The sequence below is a fragment of the Pseudomonas sp. B2021 genome, assembly GCF_018135665.1.
GTDB lineage: Bacteria > Pseudomonadota > Gammaproteobacteria > Pseudomonadales > Pseudomonadaceae > Aquipseudomonas > Aquipseudomonas lactis.
This window is the reverse complement of record NZ_SMOF01000001.1, coordinates 3,039,274-3,056,125: the sequence shown is the minus strand read 5'-3', so window position 1 is coordinate 3,056,125 and position 16,852 is coordinate 3,039,274. Positions and strand designations below refer to the sequence as shown.

General features: G+C 61.3%; 14 protein-coding genes. 10 read left to right on the top strand and 4 right to left on the bottom strand.

The window, feature by feature from the left end; genetic code table 11:
- Positions 1–107: 107 nt before the first annotated feature.
- Genes mexE through E1K68_RS13455 form a run of 3 tightly spaced genes read left to right on the top strand, consistent with a single transcriptional unit; the run spans position 108 to position 5,953 of the window.
- Positions 108–1,349 carry a multidrug efflux RND transporter periplasmic adaptor subunit MexE gene (gene mexE, locus E1K68_RS13465; RefSeq protein ID WP_003191088.1) on the top strand — a complete coding sequence of 414 codons (1,242 nt, stop codon included), beginning with the start codon at positions 108–110 and terminating at the stop codon, positions 1,347–1,349.
- Between the two features lie 12 nt (positions 1,350–1,361).
- Entirely contained in the window at positions 1,362–4,541 is a 3,180-nt protein-coding gene (locus tag E1K68_RS13460; RefSeq protein WP_212614213.1) for an efflux RND transporter permease subunit, read from the top strand.
- On the top strand, positions 4,538–5,953 hold the full coding sequence (locus E1K68_RS13455) for a TolC family protein (protein WP_212614212.1): 1,416 nt from the start codon (positions 4,538–4,540) through the stop codon (positions 5,951–5,953). The genes E1K68_RS13460 and E1K68_RS13455 overlap by 4 nt, the downstream gene beginning before the upstream one ends.
- A gap of 147 nt (positions 5,954–6,100) precedes the next feature.
- Here the strand turns inward: E1K68_RS13455 and E1K68_RS13450 are convergent, their stop codons facing one another.
- Entirely contained in the window at positions 6,101–7,123 is a 1,023-nt protein-coding gene (locus E1K68_RS13450) for an AraC family transcriptional regulator (protein WP_169911997.1), read from the bottom strand.
- Between the two features lie 168 nt (positions 7,124–7,291).
- On the opposite strand from E1K68_RS13450, the gene efeU reads away from it, so the two are divergent.
- Genes efeU through efeO (E1K68_RS13430) form a run of 4 tightly spaced genes read left to right on the top strand, consistent with a single transcriptional unit; the run spans position 7,292 to position 11,510 of the window.
- The gene (gene efeU / locus E1K68_RS13445) at positions 7,292–8,137 is read left to right on the top strand and encodes an iron uptake transporter permease EfeU (RefSeq protein ID WP_212614211.1); all 846 of its coding nucleotides are present in this window, start codon (positions 7,292–7,294) and stop codon (positions 8,135–8,137) included.
- 10 nt (positions 8,138–8,147) lie between these two features.
- Positions 8,148–9,350, top strand: coding sequence for an iron uptake system protein EfeO (gene efeO, locus E1K68_RS13440; protein WP_003191079.1), 1,203 nt, complete (start codon positions 8,148–8,150; stop codon positions 9,348–9,350).
- A 14-nt stretch (positions 9,351–9,364) separates the two neighbouring features.
- Positions 9,365–10,669, top strand: coding sequence for an iron uptake transporter deferrochelatase/peroxidase subunit (gene efeB, locus E1K68_RS13435; RefSeq protein ID WP_120248198.1), 1,305 nt, complete (start codon positions 9,365–9,367; stop codon positions 10,667–10,669).
- A 25-nt stretch (positions 10,670–10,694) separates the two neighbouring features.
- A complete protein-coding gene (gene efeO / locus E1K68_RS13430) occupies positions 10,695–11,510 on the top strand; it encodes an iron uptake system protein EfeO (protein ID WP_212614210.1) in 816 nt (271 codons plus the stop codon).
- Between the two features lie 71 nt (positions 11,511–11,581).
- Here the strand turns inward: efeO (E1K68_RS13430) and pssA are convergent, their stop codons facing one another.
- Complete coding sequence (pssA, locus tag E1K68_RS13425) at positions 11,582–12,925, bottom strand: CDP-diacylglycerol--serine O-phosphatidyltransferase (RefSeq protein WP_003191076.1); 1,344 nt, start codon at positions 12,923–12,925, stop codon at positions 11,582–11,584.
- Between the two features lie 125 nt (positions 12,926–13,050).
- Between pssA and E1K68_RS13420 the strand changes: the two genes are divergently transcribed.
- Together E1K68_RS13420 and E1K68_RS13415 are read left to right on the top strand one after the other, a co-directional pair.
- Positions 13,051–13,614, top strand: coding sequence for a TetR/AcrR family transcriptional regulator (locus E1K68_RS13420; RefSeq protein ID WP_003191075.1), 564 nt, complete (start codon positions 13,051–13,053; stop codon positions 13,612–13,614).
- A 54-nt stretch (positions 13,615–13,668) separates the two neighbouring features.
- Positions 13,669–14,148 (top strand): nuclear transport factor 2 family protein, encoded by a 480-nt coding sequence (locus E1K68_RS13415; RefSeq protein ID WP_003191073.1) that lies wholly within the window; start codon positions 13,669–13,671, stop codon positions 14,146–14,148.
- A 176-nt stretch (positions 14,149–14,324) separates the two neighbouring features.
- Here the strand turns inward: E1K68_RS13415 and E1K68_RS13410 are convergent, their stop codons facing one another.
- On the bottom strand, positions 14,325–15,482 hold the full coding sequence (locus tag E1K68_RS13410; RefSeq protein WP_034135553.1) for a PQQ-dependent sugar dehydrogenase: 1,158 nt from the start codon (positions 15,480–15,482) through the stop codon (positions 14,325–14,327).
- 12 nt (positions 15,483–15,494) lie between these two features.
- Positions 15,495–15,806, bottom strand: a complete 312-nt coding sequence (locus E1K68_RS13405) for a hypothetical protein (protein ID WP_003191071.1) — start codon at positions 15,804–15,806, stop codon at positions 15,495–15,497.
- A gap of 185 nt (positions 15,807–15,991) precedes the next feature.
- Here E1K68_RS13405 and E1K68_RS13400 point away from each other — a divergent pair, with 185 nt between their 5' ends.
- Positions 15,992–16,831, top strand: a complete 840-nt coding sequence (locus E1K68_RS13400) for a Ku protein (RefSeq protein WP_003191069.1) — start codon at positions 15,992–15,994, stop codon at positions 16,829–16,831.
- Positions 16,832–16,852 lie beyond the last annotated feature (21 nt).

Sequence of the window (16,852 nt, the reverse complement as noted above, 5' to 3'; positions counted from 1 at the left end):
CGCTTATATCATTCCGAATGATAGTTACCTTTGCTTCATTCGATTCGTGACCTAGCACCTCCCCGCGCATGATCCGCCCATCTCAAATACATTGGCGGATGCACCTCATGGAACAGTCACTTAAACATTTGCGCTTCCCCTTGGCGATCTTGGCCGTGGTGGTGATGAGCGCGTGCGGCAAGTCCCCGGAACAAGCGGCCGCCATGCCTCCTGCCAAGGTCAGCGTGGCCAAGGTGTTAGAACAACCGGTCAACGAATGGGACGAGTTCACCGGGCGCCTTGAAGCGCCGGAAACCGTGCAGATTCGTCCGCGAGTGTCCGGCCAGATTGACCAGGTGGCGTTCACCGAAGGCGCGCTGGTAAAGAAAGGCGACCTGCTGTTCCAGATCGACCCTCGCCCGTTCCAGGCCGAAGTGCGCCGCCTCGAAGCCCAGCTTGCACAAACGAAAGCCGCCGCCACCCGCAGTGAAAACGAAGCGCAACGTGGCGAGCGCCTGCGCCAGAGCAATGCGATCTCCGCCGAACTGGCTGACTCGCGCACCACCGCCGCCCAGGAAGCCCGCGCGGCCATGGCCGGGATCCAGGCGCAGTTGGACCTGGCCAAGCTGAACCTGAGCTTCACCCGCGTGACCTCGCCCATCAGTGGCCGCGTCAGCCGTGCCGAAATCACCGCCGGCAACCTGGTGACCGCCGATACCACTGCACTCACCAGCGTGGTCTCCACCGATAAGGTCTACGCCTACTTCGACGCCGATGAGCGCGTGTTCCTCAAGTACACCGAACTGGCCCGCGAAGGCCGGCGTGGCGCAACCACCCCTGTGTACCTGGGGCTGTCCAACGAAACCGGCAACCCGCACCTGGGCCAGATGAACTTCGTCGACAACCAGGTCAACCCGGCCACTGGCACCATCCGTGGCCGTGCGGTGTTCGACAACAGCAAGGGCGAATACACCCCTGGCCTGTATGCGCGCTTGAAGCTGGTCGGCAGCGGCACCTATTCGGCCGTGTTGATCAATGACGAAGCGGTCGGCACCGACCTGGGCAAGAAATTCGTACTGGTGATGGACGGCGACAAGCCGGCTTATCGCGCGGTGGAACTGGGGCCGAAAATCGAAGGTTTACGCATCGTGCGCAGTGGGCTGACCAAGGACGACACCGTGATCGTCAAGGGCCTGCAACGTGTGCGCCCAGGCTCGCCGGTCGCGCCGGAAACCATCCCGATGGCCAGCAAGGAAACCCTCGCCGCCTTGGCCCAACAACGACAAGCGCTTGAAGCCAGCAACCTGGAGCAAATGGCGCCGGAAAAACCCGCGCCCAAGCTCGCAAGCGTCGCGACTCCACGCGGTTAAGGGATACTCAAGATGAATTTTTCCAAGTTCTTCATATCAAGGCCGATCTTCGCAGCGGTGCTGTCGCTGTTGATCCTGATCGCCGGTGCGATCTCGCTGTTCCAGTTGCCGATCAGCGAATACCCGGAAGTGGTGCCGCCGACCGTGGTGGTGCGCGCCAACTTCCCGGGGGCCAACCCCAAAGTCATCGGTGAAACCGTGGCCGCGCCGTTGGAGCAAGCCATCACTGGCGTCGAGAACATGCTCTACATGTCCTCGCAGTCCACCGCCGACGGCAAGCTGACCCTGACCATCACCTTCGCTCTGGGCACCGACCTGGACAACGCGCAGGTGCAGGTGCAAAACCGTGTGACGCGCACCCAGCCCAAGCTGCCAGAGGAAGTGACGCGCATCGGTATTACCGTGGACAAGGCCTCCCCCGACCTGACCATGGTGGTGCACTTGACCTCCCCGGATCAGCGTTACGACATGCTGTACCTGTCCAACTACGCGATCCTCAATATTAAGGATGAACTGGCCCGCCTGGGCGGCGTCGGTGACGTGCAGTTGTTCGGCATGGGCGACTACTCTCTGCGCGTCTGGCTCGACCCGAACAAAACCGCTTCGCGCAACCTGACCGCCACCGATGTGGTCACAGCGATCCGCGAGCAGAACCGCCAGGTGGCTGCCGGTGCCCTGGGCGCCCAGCCCGCGCCGAGCGACACCAGCTTCCAGTTGTCGGTCAATACCCAGGGCCGCCTGGTCACTGAAGAAGAGTTCGAGAACATCGTGATTCGCGCGGGTGCCAACGGTGAAATCACGCGCCTCAAGGACATCGCCAGGGTCGAGCTGGGCTCCAGCCAATACGCGCTGCGCTCGCTGATCGATAACCAGCCCGCCGTCGCGATTCCGATTTTCCAGCGTCCCGGCTCCAATGCCATCGACATCTCCAACGATGTGCGCAGCAAGATGGCCGAGCTGAAAAAGAGCTTTCCGGCGGGGATGGATTATCGCATTGCCTATGACCCGACCATCTTCGTACGCGGTTCCATCGAAGCGGTGGTGCATACCCTGTTTGAAGCACTGATCCTCGTGGTGCTGGTGGTGATCCTGTTCCTGCAGACGTGGCGCGCCTCGATCATCCCCTTGGTGGCGGTGCCGGTATCGTTGATCGGTACGTTTGCGGTGATGCACCTGTTCGGGTTCTCACTCAACGCCCTGTCACTGTTTGGCCTGGTACTGGCCATCGGTATCGTGGTGGACGACGCCATCGTGGTGGTGGAGAACGTCGAGCGTAATATCGAGCTGGGTCTGGAGCCCTTCCCGGCGACCGAAAAAGCCATGAGTGAAGTGACCGGCCCCATCATCGCCACGGCGCTGGTGCTGTGTGCGGTGTTCATTCCGGCCGCCTTTATCAGTGGCTTGACCGGGCAGTTCTACAAGCAGTTCGCCTTGACCATCGCGATCTCAACCGTGATCTCGGCGTTCAACTCCCTGACCCTGTCTCCTGCACTGGCCGCTGTGTTGCTGCGCGGTCACGACGCGCCGAAGGATCGGTTCTCGAAGTTCCTCGACAAGGTCTTCGGCGGCTGGCTGTTCCGTCCCTTCAACCGCTTTTTCGAAAAGGCCAGCCATGGCTACGTAGGCACCGTGCGCCGAGTGATTCGCGGCAGCGGTATTGCGTTGTTCGTCTACGCAGGTTTGATGGTGCTGACGTTCTTCGGGTTTGCCCACACGCCGACCGGTTTCGTACCGGCCCAGGACAAGCAGTACCTGGTGGCCTTCGCCCAATTGCCCGACGCCGCAAGCCTGGACCGCACCGAAAACGTGATGAAGCGCATGTCGGAGATCGCCCTGAAACAACCCGGCGTGGAAGCTGCAATTGCCTTCCCCGGCCTGTCGATCAACGGGTTCACAAACAGCCCGAACAGCGGCATCGTGTTCGTGACCTTGAAGCCCTTCGATGAGCGTAAAGACCCAAGCATGTCTGCCGGTGCGATTGCCGGTGCACTGAACGGCCAATACGCCAATATCGAAGAAGCCTACATGGCGATCTTCCCGCCGCCGCCGGTACAAGGCCTGGGCACCATCGGGGGCTTCCGTCTGCAAATCGAAGACCGTGGCAACCTCGGCTATGACGAGCTGTATAAAGAAGTGCAGAACGTGATTACCAAGAGCCACAGCGTGCCTGAACTGTTCGGCCTGTTCACCAGCTACACGGTCAACGTGCCGCAAGTGGACGCGGCTATCGACCGCGAAAAGGCCAAGACCCACGGCGTGGCGATCAGTGACATCTTCGACACCCTGCAGGTCTACCTGGGCTCGTTGTATGCCAACGACTTCAACCGCTTCGGGCGCACCTATCAGGTCAACGTGCAGGCTGAGCAACAGTTCCGCCAGGACTCCGACCAGATCGGCCAGCTGAAAGTGCGCAATAACAGAGGCGAGATGATCCCCCTGGCGACCTTTATCAAGGTCAGCGACACCTCGGGCCCGGACCGCGTGATGCACTACAACGGCTTCATCACCGCAGAAATCAACGGCAACGCCGCGCCGGGCTACAGCTCCGGCCAGGCCCAGGCCGCGATTGAAAAACTGCTCAAAGATGAACTGCCCAACGGCATGACCTACGAGTGGACCGACCTGACCTATCAGCAAATCCTCTCAGGCAATACCGCGCTGTTCGTGTTCCCGCTCTGCGTACTGCTGGCGTTCCTGGTGCTCGCGGCCCAATACGAAAGCTGGAGCCTGCCACTGGCGGTGATCCTGATCGTACCGATGACGCTGCTGTCGGCCATTACCGGGGTGATCATCTCGGGCGGCGACAACAATATCTTCACCCAGATCGGCCTGATCGTACTGGTGGGCCTGGCGTGCAAGAACGCGATCCTGATCGTCGAGTTCGCCAAGGATAAACAGCAGGAAGGCCTCGACCCGCTCGCTGCGGTACTGGAAGCCTGCCGCCTGCGTCTGCGGCCGATCCTGATGACCTCATTCGCGTTCATCATGGGTGTGGTGCCGTTGGTGCTCTCCAGCGGTGCCGGTGCCGAGATGCGCCATGCCATGGGCGTGGCGGTGTTCTCCGGGATGATCGGTGTGACCTTCTTCGGTCTGTTGCTGACGCCAGTGTTCTACGTACTGATCCGTCGCTATGTCGAGCGCAGTGAAGCGCGCAAAGCGGCCAAGGCCTTGAAGCTGGAGACACAGCAATGAGTGTGAAAATATTCCTGCCGAGCCTGCTGGTACTGGCGCTCGCCGCCTGTGCCGTAGGCCCGGACTACAAGACCCAGCAACTGGAGGCGGCCAACATCACGGCCGCCGCCGACACCAAAAGCTACGACCACGCCAAATACGAAGGCATCTGGTGGCAGCAGTTTGACGACCCGACCCTCAACCAGTTGGTGACCCAGTCCCTGAGCGGCAACCGTGATTTGCGCGTGGCCTTCGCCCGTCTGCGGGCGGCACGGGCCATCCGTGATGATGCGGCCAACGATATCATGCCGGTGGTCACCTCCCGGGCCAGCAGCGATGTGGGCAAGGGCCAGATTCCAGGGCAGACCACCAAGCGTGTCAACAGCGAGCGCTACGACCTGGGCCTGGACATGGCCTGGGAAGTGGATTTGTTCGGGCGTATCCGTCGCAACCTGGAAGCCAGCGACGCCGACCAACAAGTCGCCGAAGCCGACCTGTACCAACTGCAAGTCACCATGATTGCCGAACTGGTGGATGCTTACGGTCAACTGCGTGGAGCGCAACTGCGTGAACGCATCGCCCTGGACAACCTGAAGAACCAGCAGGAATCGCGCACCATCACCGTCAGCCTGCGCGACGCCGGCGTGGGTGATCAGCTCGACGTCGAACGCGCCGACGCCCGCCTGGCAGCGGTTGAAGCCAGCGTGCCGCAACTGCAGGCCGAACAAGTGCGCGAGCGCAACCGCATCGCCACCCTCCTCGGCCAGCGCCCCGACAAGCTGAGCGTGGACCTGAGCCCGAAAGACCTGCCAGCGATTGCCAAGGCGTTGCCGATTGGCGACCCGGGGCAACTGCTGCAACGGCGCCCGGACATCCTCAGCGCCGAACGCAAACTGGCCGCCGCCACCGCACGTATCGGCGTGGCCAAGGCCGACCTGTTCCCACGGGTGAGCCTCAGCGGCTTCCTCGGCTTCACTGCCGGGCGCGGTTCGCAGATCGGCTCGGCCGCGGCGAATGCCTGGTCCCTGGGCCCGAGCATCACCTGGGCCGCGTTTGACCTGGGCAGCGTGCGTGCGCGTTTGCGCGGTGCGAATGCCGAAGCCGATGGCGCGCTGGCGACCTATGAACAGCAAGTGCTGCTGGCCCTGGAAGAGTCCGAGAACGCCTTCAGCGATTACGGCAAGCGCCAGCAACGCCTGGTCTCGCTGATCCGCCAAAGCGAATCCAGCCGCGCCGCCGCCGACCTCGCCGCGATCCGCTACCGCGAAGGCACCGTGGACTTCCTGGTACTGCTCGACGCCCAGCGCGAACGCCTGGCCGCCGAAGATTCCCAGGCCCAGGCCGAAGTGGATCTGTATCGCGGCATTGTGGCGATCTACAAGGCGTTGGGTGGTGGCTGGCAGCCGGATACGGTGGTGGCCAGCAACCAGTGAGGTAAAGAGCTCCTTTGGTTGGTCGCATCCAGCCAATTTTTAGCCCTGCGGTCCATTCGGTCGTGGGGCTTTTTTTTGCCACCGATCGTCCCACGCAGAGCGTGGGAACGATCAAGTGAGAAACATCCTAATCCCGCAGGGTGGAAGTTAGAGGCGACTCGTCTCGCTCAAAATCAAACTCCGATAATGCCCCGGATTCGATCCCACCCACTTACGAAACGCCTTATAAAACGAACTCGCATCGGCAAACCCCAACCGCGTGGCTATCTCGGCAAAGCTGATCTGGGGTTCGGCCAACCACACAATCGCCAGTTCTTTGCGCACGCTGTCCTTGAGGCCCTGATAGGTCTGCCCTTCTTCCGCCAGGCGGCGGCGTAGTGTGGACGCAGAAATACACAACCTGGCGGCAAGCCCCTCGGTTTCCGGCCAGGTGTCGGGGGGCATCTGCCGAAGGTCGTGCTTGATGCGCGTGGCGAGGCTTTCCGGGTCGCGGTATTTCACCAGGATGTTAGCCGGTGCATGAGCGAGAAAACGTTGGAGCTCCTGCGGGCTGCGCTTGATCGGCAGGTCCAGGCAGTCGGCTGAAAAGATCATGCGGGTGCGTGGTCGATCAAAGCGCAGGTTGTCAGAGAACATCACCTGATAATCGTCACAGAAGTCCGGCTGAGCGCAGCGCAGTTCAATGGCGAGGATCGGAATACGCCGCCCCGCCAGCCAGCAGGCGACGCCGTGGACGATCATCCAGTAGGTGAAGTAGGTAAACGCACGCTTGGGTTCATGCTCAGGTTCGAGCAGGACGATCTCCGCCAGGCTCTGTTGGCGCACCAGCTGGGCCGGAAGGTGCTCCAGCATCAGCGAGAGAAACCCCAAGCCAGTTTCCAGGCCCGCAGCCAGGCTCGGTTGCGCCATGGCGGCGCGACACAGGAACGCCAGGCTGCCGGACTTGAGCTTGCGCGGGTCCATGCCAAAGAACTCATCGTCCCTGCGCCGCGCCAGCAAACGCCACAGGCGTGCATAGGCGGTGGCCGCCACGCGAGCGTCGGGCTGCTCAAGCAACGCCGGGGCAATCCCGACTTTGCTCAATGCCTCAACGGTGGCGGCTCCCGGCGCGCAACTGTGCAACAACGCTTCGCGCACGAGGTGGATGGAGATGGTGTCTTTTTCCGACATGGGGCGTTGAGCTGTCCGGCTGCGGTGTGGTTGGCCTGCATCATAAGGGCGGTTGCGCTTCGCCACCACTGTTCAGCCCACGTTCAGCAAAGGTCAATATTTCTTGTTTAGCAATGAGTATCATTATGTTACAAATTAGCTCCCTAACTAGTTGCGCCTGGGTGCCCGATGCTCGTTCCTTTTTTAATCATGCTGCGCGAAGGCATTGAAGCCGCCTTGATCGTTGGCATCATCGCCAGTTACCTGCAACAGACCGGGCGTGGCCAGTGGATGCCTGCGGTTTGGATCGGCGTATTCCTTGCGGCAGCGCTGGCGCTGCTGGTGGGCGGCGGCCTGGAATTGGTCAGTGCGGAATTCCCGCAAAAGCAGCAGGAATTGTTTGAAGGTGTCGTCGGGTTGGTGGCCGTGGGCATCCTCAGTTCCATGGTGTTCTGGATGCGCAAAGTGGCGCGCTCGATTAAACACTCGCTGCATGAATCCCTCGACCATGCGCTGGCCGGCTCCAGGCATCAGGTGTTCGCCCTGATCGCCATGGTGTTTTTTGCCGTGGCCCGCGAAGGGCTGGAGACGGTGTTCTTTCTGTTAGCCGTGTTTCAGCAAAGCGAAGGCCCGGGCGCTCCGGTGGGCGCCCTGCTCGGCCTGGTCCTGGCCATTGTCGTGGGTTTCCTGATCTATTCCGGCAGCATGCGCCTGAACCTTAGCGCGTTTTTCCGCTGGACTGGCCTGTTCATCCTGGTGGTCGCGGCCGGCATTCTCGCCAACTCGGTGCAAGCCTTGCACGAAGCCGGTGTGTGGAACCACTGGCAGACCGTGCTGTTCGATTTCAGCGCTGCATTACCCATGGACAGCCCGCTCGGCTCGGTACTGGCCGGCATGTTCGGTTACCAGGAGGCGCCGACTGTCAGCACCCTGGGCGCCTATGTGATTTACCTGGTGGTGGCCCTGGTGATGTTCTTCCTGCCCTCGGCCCCTAGCCAGCCCGCTGCCAACACCTCTTCCGTTTCCAGCCAGTAAGGACCGTCTCTTGTCCAACCCAACCCCTCAATCGGCCCCGCCGTCCCGCGCCTTGCGCTGGGGCGTGGCTGGCTCGGTGGTGGTGATGATCGCCGCCGGTGGCCTGTTCTACTACGCCTCGCAATTGGCCGCGACCAAGCGCCAGACCAACCACAATGAAATCGCGGTCACGATTCACAGTCACGCCTGCGAGCCCAACGCCCTCACCGTGCCGGCCGGGCGCGCAAGCTTTCGTATCATCAACCGCTCCGACCGTGCGGTGGAGTGGGAAATCCTCGACGGCGTGCTGGTGGTCGAGGAACGGGAAAATATTGCCCCAGGCCTGAGCCAGGTGATCAACGCCAACCTGTTGCCCGGCGACTACGCCATTACCTGTGGCCTGTTGAGCAACCCGCGTGGCACCTTGCATGTCACGCCCACGGCAGAGTCCGACGCCCAGGCTAAGGCCAAGCCGTCGATGGTGGCCTTTATCGGCCCGTTGTCTGAGTTTCGCGTATACCTGAGCGGCCAAGGCAGTGCCCTGGTCAAGGCCGTAACGGCGCTGCAACAGGCCATCGCCGCCGGTGATCTGGCCCAGGCGCAGGCCATGTATGTGCCGGCCCGTGAGGCGTATCAGCGCCTGGCGCCTGCCTCTCAACGCCTGGCCGAATTGGATAACGCGATCAACGCCCGCGCCGACTACTTTGAAAAGCGCGAGCAGGACCCCGCCTTCAGCGGCTTCCACCGCCTCGAATACAGCCTGTTCCAGCAGCACAGCCTCGATGGCCTGGCGCCGGTCGCCCAGCGCCTGGTTACCGACGTCACCACGCTCAAGCAACAGTTACTGGCCCAGTCCCTGCCACCGGAGCAACTGGTGAGCATTGTGGTGCGCAACCTCAATAGCCTGGCGGACGTGCGTGCGGCGAGCGGTGAAGAAGAACGCTACAGCCACATCGACTTGAACGGCTTTGCCGCCAATCTGCAGGTCGCGCACAAAGTGGTCGACCTGATGCGCCCGTTGCTGGGCAAGTCCGCCGCCGACCTGTTGCCCACTATCGACAGCGCGCTCAACGCCTTCGACACCGAACTCGAGGGGCTCAAGGTGAATGACCGCTACCCAACCTACGACAAGGTTACAGCCGATCAGCGCAAGCAGATCGCCGATAAGGCCAAGGCACTGGCCGTTGCACTCGATGGAATCGACCCCGCCCTTGGCCTTTCCGGCCTGCAGTGAAGACGACCGCATACATGAGTGATAAAGAACAGTTTGACCTCCAACGTCGCCGCGTCCTGTTGGGCATGGCGGCCACCGGCGCGGCGATTGCCGGCAGCAGCCTGTCCTGCCCGGCGATGGCAGCAGTGGCCGAGCAAGTCACCACGGCCCCGCGTAGCGACAAGACCCAGGACCACCAAGCGTTTTTCGGCAAGCACCAAAGCGGCATCGTCACCCCGCGCCCGGCCTGCGGCATGGTCGTGGCGTTCGATGTACTGGCCAGCGACCGCGAAGACCTGGAACGCCTGTTCCGCACCCTCAACGAGCGCATCGCGTTCCTGATGACCGGCGGCACCGTGCCCCAGGTCGACCCGAAATTGCCGCCTACCGATTCCGGCATCCTTGGCCCGGTGGTCACGCCGGATAACCTGACCATCACCGTGTCGGTCGGCGAATCGTTGTTCGATGAGCGCTTTGGCCTAGCGGCGGCCAAACCCAAGCGCCTGAGTCGCATGGTCGGTTTTCCCAACGATGCGCTGGAGCCCGCGCAGTGCCATGGCGACCTGAGCCTGCAGTTCAGCTCCAACACGCCAGACACCAATATCCACGCCCTGCGTGACATCGTCAAAAACCTGCCCGACCTGCTGCTGGTGCGCTGGAAGCAAGAAGGCAGCGTGCCGCCCCAGGCACCGTCCAAGCCCGGCGAACCGGCGCAGAGTGCGCGCAACTTCCTGGGCTTTCGCGATGGCTCGGCCAACCCCAATTCCAACGATGACAAGGCCATGGACCAAATCGTCTGGGTACAGCCCACCAGCGACGAACCGGCCTGGGCCGCCCATGGCAGTTACCAGGCCGTGCGCATCATCCGTAACTTTGTCGAGCGCTGGGATCGCACCCCGCTGCAAGAACAGGAAAGCATCATCGGCCGTATCAAACCCACGGGCGCGCCCATGGACGGCCAGCATGAAACCCAGGTCCCGGACTACAGCAAGGACCCTGAAGGCAAGTTGACCAAGCTCGATGCCCACATCCGCCTGGCCAACCCGCGCACCCCGCAGACCCAGGCCAACCTGATCCTGCGGCGGCCGTTCAACTACTCCAACGGCGTCAACAAAAACGGTCAACTGGACATGGGCTTGTTGTTCATCTGCTACCAGGCTGACCTGGAGAAAGGCTTTATCAGCGTGCAAACCCGACTCAACGGCGAGCCGCTGGAGGAGTACCTCAAGCCCGTGGGTGGCGGGTATTTCTTCACGTTGCCCGGGGTCACCGGCCCTAAGGATTTCATCGGGCGCACGCTGCTCGCGGCAACGCACTCTCAAAATCCTGCCAAGACCTAAAACACACCAGAGCGGAATGTCTCCCATGAAGAAGTCGTCTATCGCGTTGTTGTTACTCAGCCTTTCGCCACTGGCAAGCTTCGCCGCTACTGCGCCGTTGGACCTGGTGGGCCCGGTGTCGGATTACAAGATCTACGTCACCGAAGAAATCGGCGAACTGGTCACCCAGACCCAGGCGTTCACCGACGCCATCAATAAGGGCGACCTGGCCACGGCCAAGAAGCTCTATGCGCCGACTCGCGTACATTATGAGTCCATTGAGCCGATCGCCGAGCTGTTCAGCGACCTCGACGCGTCCATCGATTCGCGTGTGGACGATCATGAAAAAGGCGTGACGGCCGAAGACTTCACCGGCTTTCACCGCATTGAATACGCGCTGTTCTCGCAGAACTCGACCCAGGGCCTGCAAGCGCTGACCGCCAAGCTCAACGCCGATGTGAATGACCTCAAGACCCGCGTCGATGGCCTGACTTTCCCGCCGGAGAAAGTCGTCGGTGGTGCTGCTGCGTTGCTTGAAGAAGTCGCGGCCACCAAGATCTCCGGTGAAGAAGACCGTTACAGCCATACCGACCTGTACGACTTCCAGGGCAACATCGACGGCGCGAAAAAAATCGTCGAGCTGTTTCGTGGCCAGATCGGGCAGCAAGACCAGGCCTTCCTGGCCAAGGTCGACAAAAACTTTGCCAGCGTCGACAAGATCCTGGCCAAGTACAAAACCAAGGATGGCGGCTTCGAGACCTATGACAAGGTCAAGGACAACGACCGCAAGGCCCTGGTCGGCCCGGTTAACACCCTGGCCGAAGACCTCTCGACCCTGCGCGGCAAGCTGGGTTTGAACTAACGGCCGCGCACAAAAAAACACCCAGTCCCTGTCCAAGGGCCCGGGTGTTTTTTTGCCGATAAGTTGCTCGGCTAGAGAATGCGGTACAGCAAGCGCTCGATCCGCACCCGGCTGACACGCCGCAGGAATTTGCCGACAGCGGGCGGGTAATCCACCAGTGTCTGCAATTGCTGGTAACCCTGGATACGCGTGGTGTGCTGGAAAATATTCGCAAGCTCGGCGCTTCGCGGCTCCAGCCATTGGCCTTGAGGGTCGTCGATCAGCAAGCCGTTTTCCAGGTCGAGGCGAAACGCCCGAGGGTTGAGGTTGTTGCCGGTGAGCAAGGTGTAGCGCTCATCCACCCACATGCCCTTGAGGTGATAAGTATTATCGCCGTCGCGCCATAAGTGCAGGTTCAACTGGCCGCTGTTGATCATCGGCTGATGCCGCTTGGCAAAGCGCCGCAGGCTGATCTCGTACAAGTACGGCAACGCCGCAATCACCTTGAAAGGCTCGGTGGGCGGAATGTAGAAGTCGTTGGCAGTCTTGTCGCCCACCACGATGTCGATCTTCACGCCGCGTGCCAGGGCGCGGTTGATCTCACGGGTCACCGGCAATGGCAGGTTGAAATACGGCGTGCAGATGGTCAGTTGCTGCTGGGCGCTGGCGATCAGTTCGAGGATCACCCGGCTCAACGGGTTGTTCTTGCCGACGCCCAGCAAGGGGCTGACCGACAGATGGCCATTGGGCAACTGCCCGGCTGTGGTGTCGTAGGTCGCATGCTTGAGACGGCTGCGCAGGTCGCCGATATCGTTGCGCAGGCTGCGGGTGGTGGGCGGGTTTGGCAGGTCCAGGCGATGCACTGCCTTGGATGCCACCAGGCCGTGTTCCACCAGGTGCTGCATCGAATCGGCCAAGGGTTGGCTATGGATCAGGTGGTAGCGGTCGAAGCGGTATTTGTCGAACTTGTGCAGGTACACGTTGTTCAGGCTGGCGCCGCTGTACAGCACGCTGTCATCGATCACGAAACCCTTGAGATGCAACACGCCGAACAGCTCGCGGGTTTGCACCGGCACGCCGTACACCGGCACTTCGGTAGCGTGGCGCTGGGTCATCGCCTGGTACCAGGCGCTGTTGCCCGGTTGCTTGCCCGCGCCGATCAACCCGCGCTGGGCGCGCAGCCAATCCACCATCACCACGATCTCCAGTTCAGGCCGTGCGGCCTTGGCGGCGTGTAGTGCGTCGTAGATTTCCTGCCCCGCCTCGTCCTGCTGCAAGTACAACGCAACGATGTAGATACGCCGCGTGGCCTGGGCGATTTTCTCCAGCAGGCAGCGACGATAGGCGTCGGCGCTGGGCAGCACCTCAATGGCCTCGTTGGACAACGGAAAACCGCGCAGCTTGGGCAACAGGGAGCGTTTGAAGAACGACGGCATAGGGCTCGCAATGGGTCGAATCCGAAGAGGCCCAAAGCTTACACCATGAGGCTGCTCAGGTCTCGCGGTGGGTAATTTAAAAAACGCTGTTGACCATGAAGAACGATCGTTCTACTGTACTCGACATGAACGATATAACCCAGAATGAAACCCGCGACATTATCCTCGACGTCACCGAGAAGTTGATCTATCGCCACGGCATCGCTGCCACCGGCATGGACTTACTGGTGAAAACCGCCGGTGTGTCGAGAAAAAGTATCTACCGCTACTTCGCCAACAAGGATGAGTTGGTGGTGGCCGCCCTGCAACGCCGCGACGAACGCTGGATGCAGTGGCTGCGCAGCGAAGTGGAACGCCGCGACGACAGCGGCGAGCGCCTGCTGGGGCTTTTCAGCGCGCTCAAAGGCTGGTTCGGCTCGGCAGACTTTCGCGGCTGCGCCTTTATCAACACCAGCGGTGAAACCGGTGACGCCCAAGACCCCGTGCGCCTGTTGGCCAAGGCCCATAAACGCAAACTGTTCGAGTACGCACTTGAACTGTGCCAAGCACATGGCACCCCCGACCCGGAGCAGCAGGCCGCGCAACTGCTGATCCTGATCGATGGCGCCATTACCGTTGCCCTGGTCATGGGTGATTCAACAGCTGCCGATAATGCGCAATGCATGGCGCGAACCTTACTGCAACTGTGAACCCACAGCCCAGGCAACTTTCGACCCAACCTTTATTGCTTTGAGGAGACGCCCATGTCAGCCCAAGAAGAAGTCCGCCCGCCCCTGCCGCCGTTTACCCGCACGTCTGCCATCGAAAAAGTCCGTCTGGCCGAAGACGGCTGGAACTCCCGCGACCCGCAGCGCGTGTCCCTGGCCTATACGCTGGATACGAACTGGCGTAACCGCGCCGAATTTGCCCATAACCGCGAAGAAGCCAAGCAGTTCCTGACCCGCAAATGGGCCAAGGAGCTGGATTATCGACTGATCAAGGAACTGTGGGCCTTCACCGATAACCGCATCGCCGTGCGCTACGCCTATGAATGGCACGATGATTCGGGTAACTGGTTCCGCTCGTACGGCAATGAGAACTGGGAATTCGATGAGAACGGCTTGATGGCCAACCGCTTTGCCTGCATCAACGATATGCCGATCAAGGAAAGCGAGCGCAAATTCCATTGGCCGCTGGGCCGGCGCCCGGATGATCATCCCGGCCTGTCAGAGCTGGGGCTATAACCCCGATTCTGTAGGCAGCGTGAGATCCAATGTGGGAGCTGGCTTGCCTGCGAAAGCGGTGGTGCAGTAACAGATTCAGCGCCTGACACACCGCCTTCGCAGGCAAGCCAGCTCCCACACTTGGATCGCGGGGCATCAATTGGATCAACCTCTGCTAACAGCGCCCTCCCACACGTTTAGTCCTGATTCAGCCCCACCCGATACAACACACCGTCATCCTCATCCGTCAGCACATACAGAAAGCCATCCGGCCCCTGCCGCACATCGCGGATCCGCGCTTTCAATTCGCCCAACAAGCGTTCCTCGTGAACCACCTTGTCACCCTCGAACTGCAAGCGAATCAGCTCCTGGCTGACCAGCGCACCGATAAACAGGTTGTGCTGCCAGGCCTTGAACCGGTCGCCGTCATAGAACGCCATGCCACTGATGCCCGGCGACTTCTCCCACACATGATGGGGTGCCACTGTGCCCTCGGCCGTTTTGCCCTTGGCTTCGGGAATCGGCAGCAGGGAATAGTTGATGCCATGGGTCGCCAACGGCCAGCCGTAGTTCTTGCCGCGCTCGATGATATTGACTTCATCACCGCCACGGGGCCCATGTTCATTTTCCCAGATCGTGCCGCTCCAGGGGTTCAAGGCCAGCCCTTGCGGGTTGCGCTGCCCATAGGACCAGATCTCCGGACGCACGCCGGGCTGACCGACAAAGGGGTTGTCATCCGGCACGCGCCCATCCGGGTAGATGCGCACCACTTTACCTTGCAGCTTGTCCAAGTCCTGGGCCGTGGGGCGGTCGTTGTTCTCACCCAGGGTCACGAACAGGTAGCCGTCACGGTCAAAGGCCAGGCGCGAACCGAAGTGATTGCCCGTAGATAGCTTGGGCTCCTGGCGCAGAATCACCTTGAAGTCCTCCAAGCCGCTCAAGTCAGCCGCCAGGCGCCCACGCCCTACGGCAGTGCCGGCCTTACCGCCCTCACCACCGCCTTCGGCGTACGACAGGTACACCAGGCGGTCCTGCTTGAAGTCTGGCGACAGCACCACATCCAGCAACCCGCCCTGCCCTTTGGCCCACACCTGCGGCACGCCCTTCAAGGGCGCAGAGAGCTTGCCGTCCGGGCTGACAAACCGCAGGTTTCCAGGCCGTTCGGTCACCAGAAAACCTTGCTGGTCGGGCAAAAACGCCAGCGCCCACGGATGGTCCAGACCCTTGGCGATCGGTGTTGCGGTGATGCTACCTTGCTCGCTGGGGAACTGTTGGCTATCGGCGGCATACACCGCGCTCAACGGCAGTAACGCGGTGGCGCACAGGGCGGCCATCAGGGTTTTACGTACAAACATAAGGCGAAATCCTCAGCGGCGATTGCCGTTGGCATCATAGGTGGGCACTTTGGGTGCGGTGGCCGGGCGGCTGGGGGCCGCCTCCTGCTTGGGGTAGCGGTTGCCGATGCCGCCGTTTTCCAGGGTCGGCCGCGGGTTGGCCGGGACAGGCTGAATGCTGGGAACCGCAGGTGCATTGGGCTGGGTGCCCTGCATGCTGTTGGGGTTGGCCCGGTGAATCGGGCCGTGGTCGCTGCTGCGGCCCGGCAGGTTTTGCGCCTGAGCCCATGGCCCAACGGCCAGGCCCAGCGCCAATGCTGCAAGATGACGTACACAAGGGTTCATGGCCAAACCTCTCTATGCCAGGTACTACGTGCTTTCGATAACACGCTACGCCGTGGGTTCGGGTGGTGACACTAAATAGTTTCTCATCAGGTGTAACACGATCTGTCCGAGCATCTATCCGCCGAAACTTTTGCCCTGCGCTGCGAGTCACCAGCACACAGGCTCTTCGTTGAGGAATCACACCTATGCCACGGGCAATCTGGAAAGGCGCCATCAGTTTTGGCTTGGTTCACATCCCGGTATCGCTGGTCTCGGCGACCTCTTCACAAGGCGTCGACTTTGACTGGCTGGACAAGCGCAGCATGGACCCGGTGGGCTACAAGCGCATCAACAAAACCACCGGCAAGGAAGTCACCAAGGAAAATATCGTCAAGGGCGTGGCCTTTGAAAAAGGGCGCTATGTGGTGCTCAGCGAAGACGAGATTCGCTCGGCCCACCCCAAGTCCACCCAGACCATCGAAATCATCGCCTTCGTCGCCAGCGACCAGATCCCCCTGCAAAACATCGACACGCCCTACTTCCTCGCCCCGGATAAACGCGGCGGCAAGGTCTATGCACTGCTGCGCGAAGCGCTGAAAAAAACCGGCAAGGTCGCGCTGGCCAACGTGGTGCTGCACACCAAGCAACACCTGGCTGCGTTGATGCCACTGGAGTCGGCCCTGGTGCTGGTCATGCTGCGCTGGCCCGCCGAAGTGCGCAGCCTGGACGAATTGGAACTGGGCAGCGATGTGACAAAACCGACCCTGGCCAAAGGTGAATTGGACATGGCCAAGCGCCTGGTGGAAGACATGAGCGCCGACTGGCAGCCCGATGAATACCGTGACAGCTTCCAGGACAAGATCCGGGCGCTGGTAGCGAAAAAGGCCAAGGCCGGCAAGATCGAAGACGTGGAAACCGCCGAAGGCGGCGAAGAGCGCAAATCTGCGGATGTCATCGACCTGACCGAACTGCTCAAACGCAGCCTGGCGGGTAAACCTGCGGCGAAAAAGAGCACCGCGAAAAAGTCCAATAACAAGGCCTCTTGAGCCTGCCATTGACGGGAGAAC

What these genes read in the sequence shown, in the direction of transcription:
- mexE (WP_003191088.1), top strand. Translation starts at nt 108, where the DNA reads ATGGAACAGTCACTTAAACATTTGCGCTTCCCCTTGGCGATCTTGGCC.
- E1K68_RS13460 (WP_212614213.1), top strand. Translation starts at nt 1,362, where the DNA reads ATGAATTTTTCCAAGTTCTTCATATCAAGGCCGATCTTCGCAGCGGTG.
- E1K68_RS13455 (WP_212614212.1), top strand. Translation starts at nt 4,538, where the DNA reads ATGAGTGTGAAAATATTCCTGCCGAGCCTGCTGGTACTGGCGCTCGCC.
- E1K68_RS13450 (WP_169911997.1), bottom strand. Translation starts at nt 7,123, where the DNA reads ATGTCGGAAAAAGACACCATCTCCATCCACCTCGTGCGCGAAGCGTTG.
- efeU (WP_212614211.1), top strand. Translation starts at nt 7,292, where the DNA reads ATGCTCGTTCCTTTTTTAATCATGCTGCGCGAAGGCATTGAAGCCGCC.
- efeB (WP_120248198.1), top strand. Translation starts at nt 9,365, where the DNA reads ATGAGTGATAAAGAACAGTTTGACCTCCAACGTCGCCGCGTCCTGTTG.
- efeO (WP_212614210.1), top strand. Translation starts at nt 10,695, where the DNA reads ATGAAGAAGTCGTCTATCGCGTTGTTGTTACTCAGCCTTTCGCCACTG.
- pssA (WP_003191076.1), bottom strand. Translation starts at nt 12,925, where the DNA reads ATGCCGTCGTTCTTCAAACGCTCCCTGTTGCCCAAGCTGCGCGGTTTT.
- E1K68_RS13420 (WP_003191075.1), top strand. Translation starts at nt 13,051, where the DNA reads ATGAACGATATAACCCAGAATGAAACCCGCGACATTATCCTCGACGTC.
- E1K68_RS13415 (WP_003191073.1), top strand. Translation starts at nt 13,669, where the DNA reads ATGTCAGCCCAAGAAGAAGTCCGCCCGCCCCTGCCGCCGTTTACCCGC.
- E1K68_RS13410 (WP_034135553.1), bottom strand. Translation starts at nt 15,482, where the DNA reads ATGTTTGTACGTAAAACCCTGATGGCCGCCCTGTGCGCCACCGCGTTA.
- E1K68_RS13405 (WP_003191071.1), bottom strand. Translation starts at nt 15,806, where the DNA reads ATGAACCCTTGTGTACGTCATCTTGCAGCATTGGCGCTGGGCCTGGCC.
- E1K68_RS13400 (WP_003191069.1), top strand. Translation starts at nt 15,992, where the DNA reads ATGCCACGGGCAATCTGGAAAGGCGCCATCAGTTTTGGCTTGGTTCAC.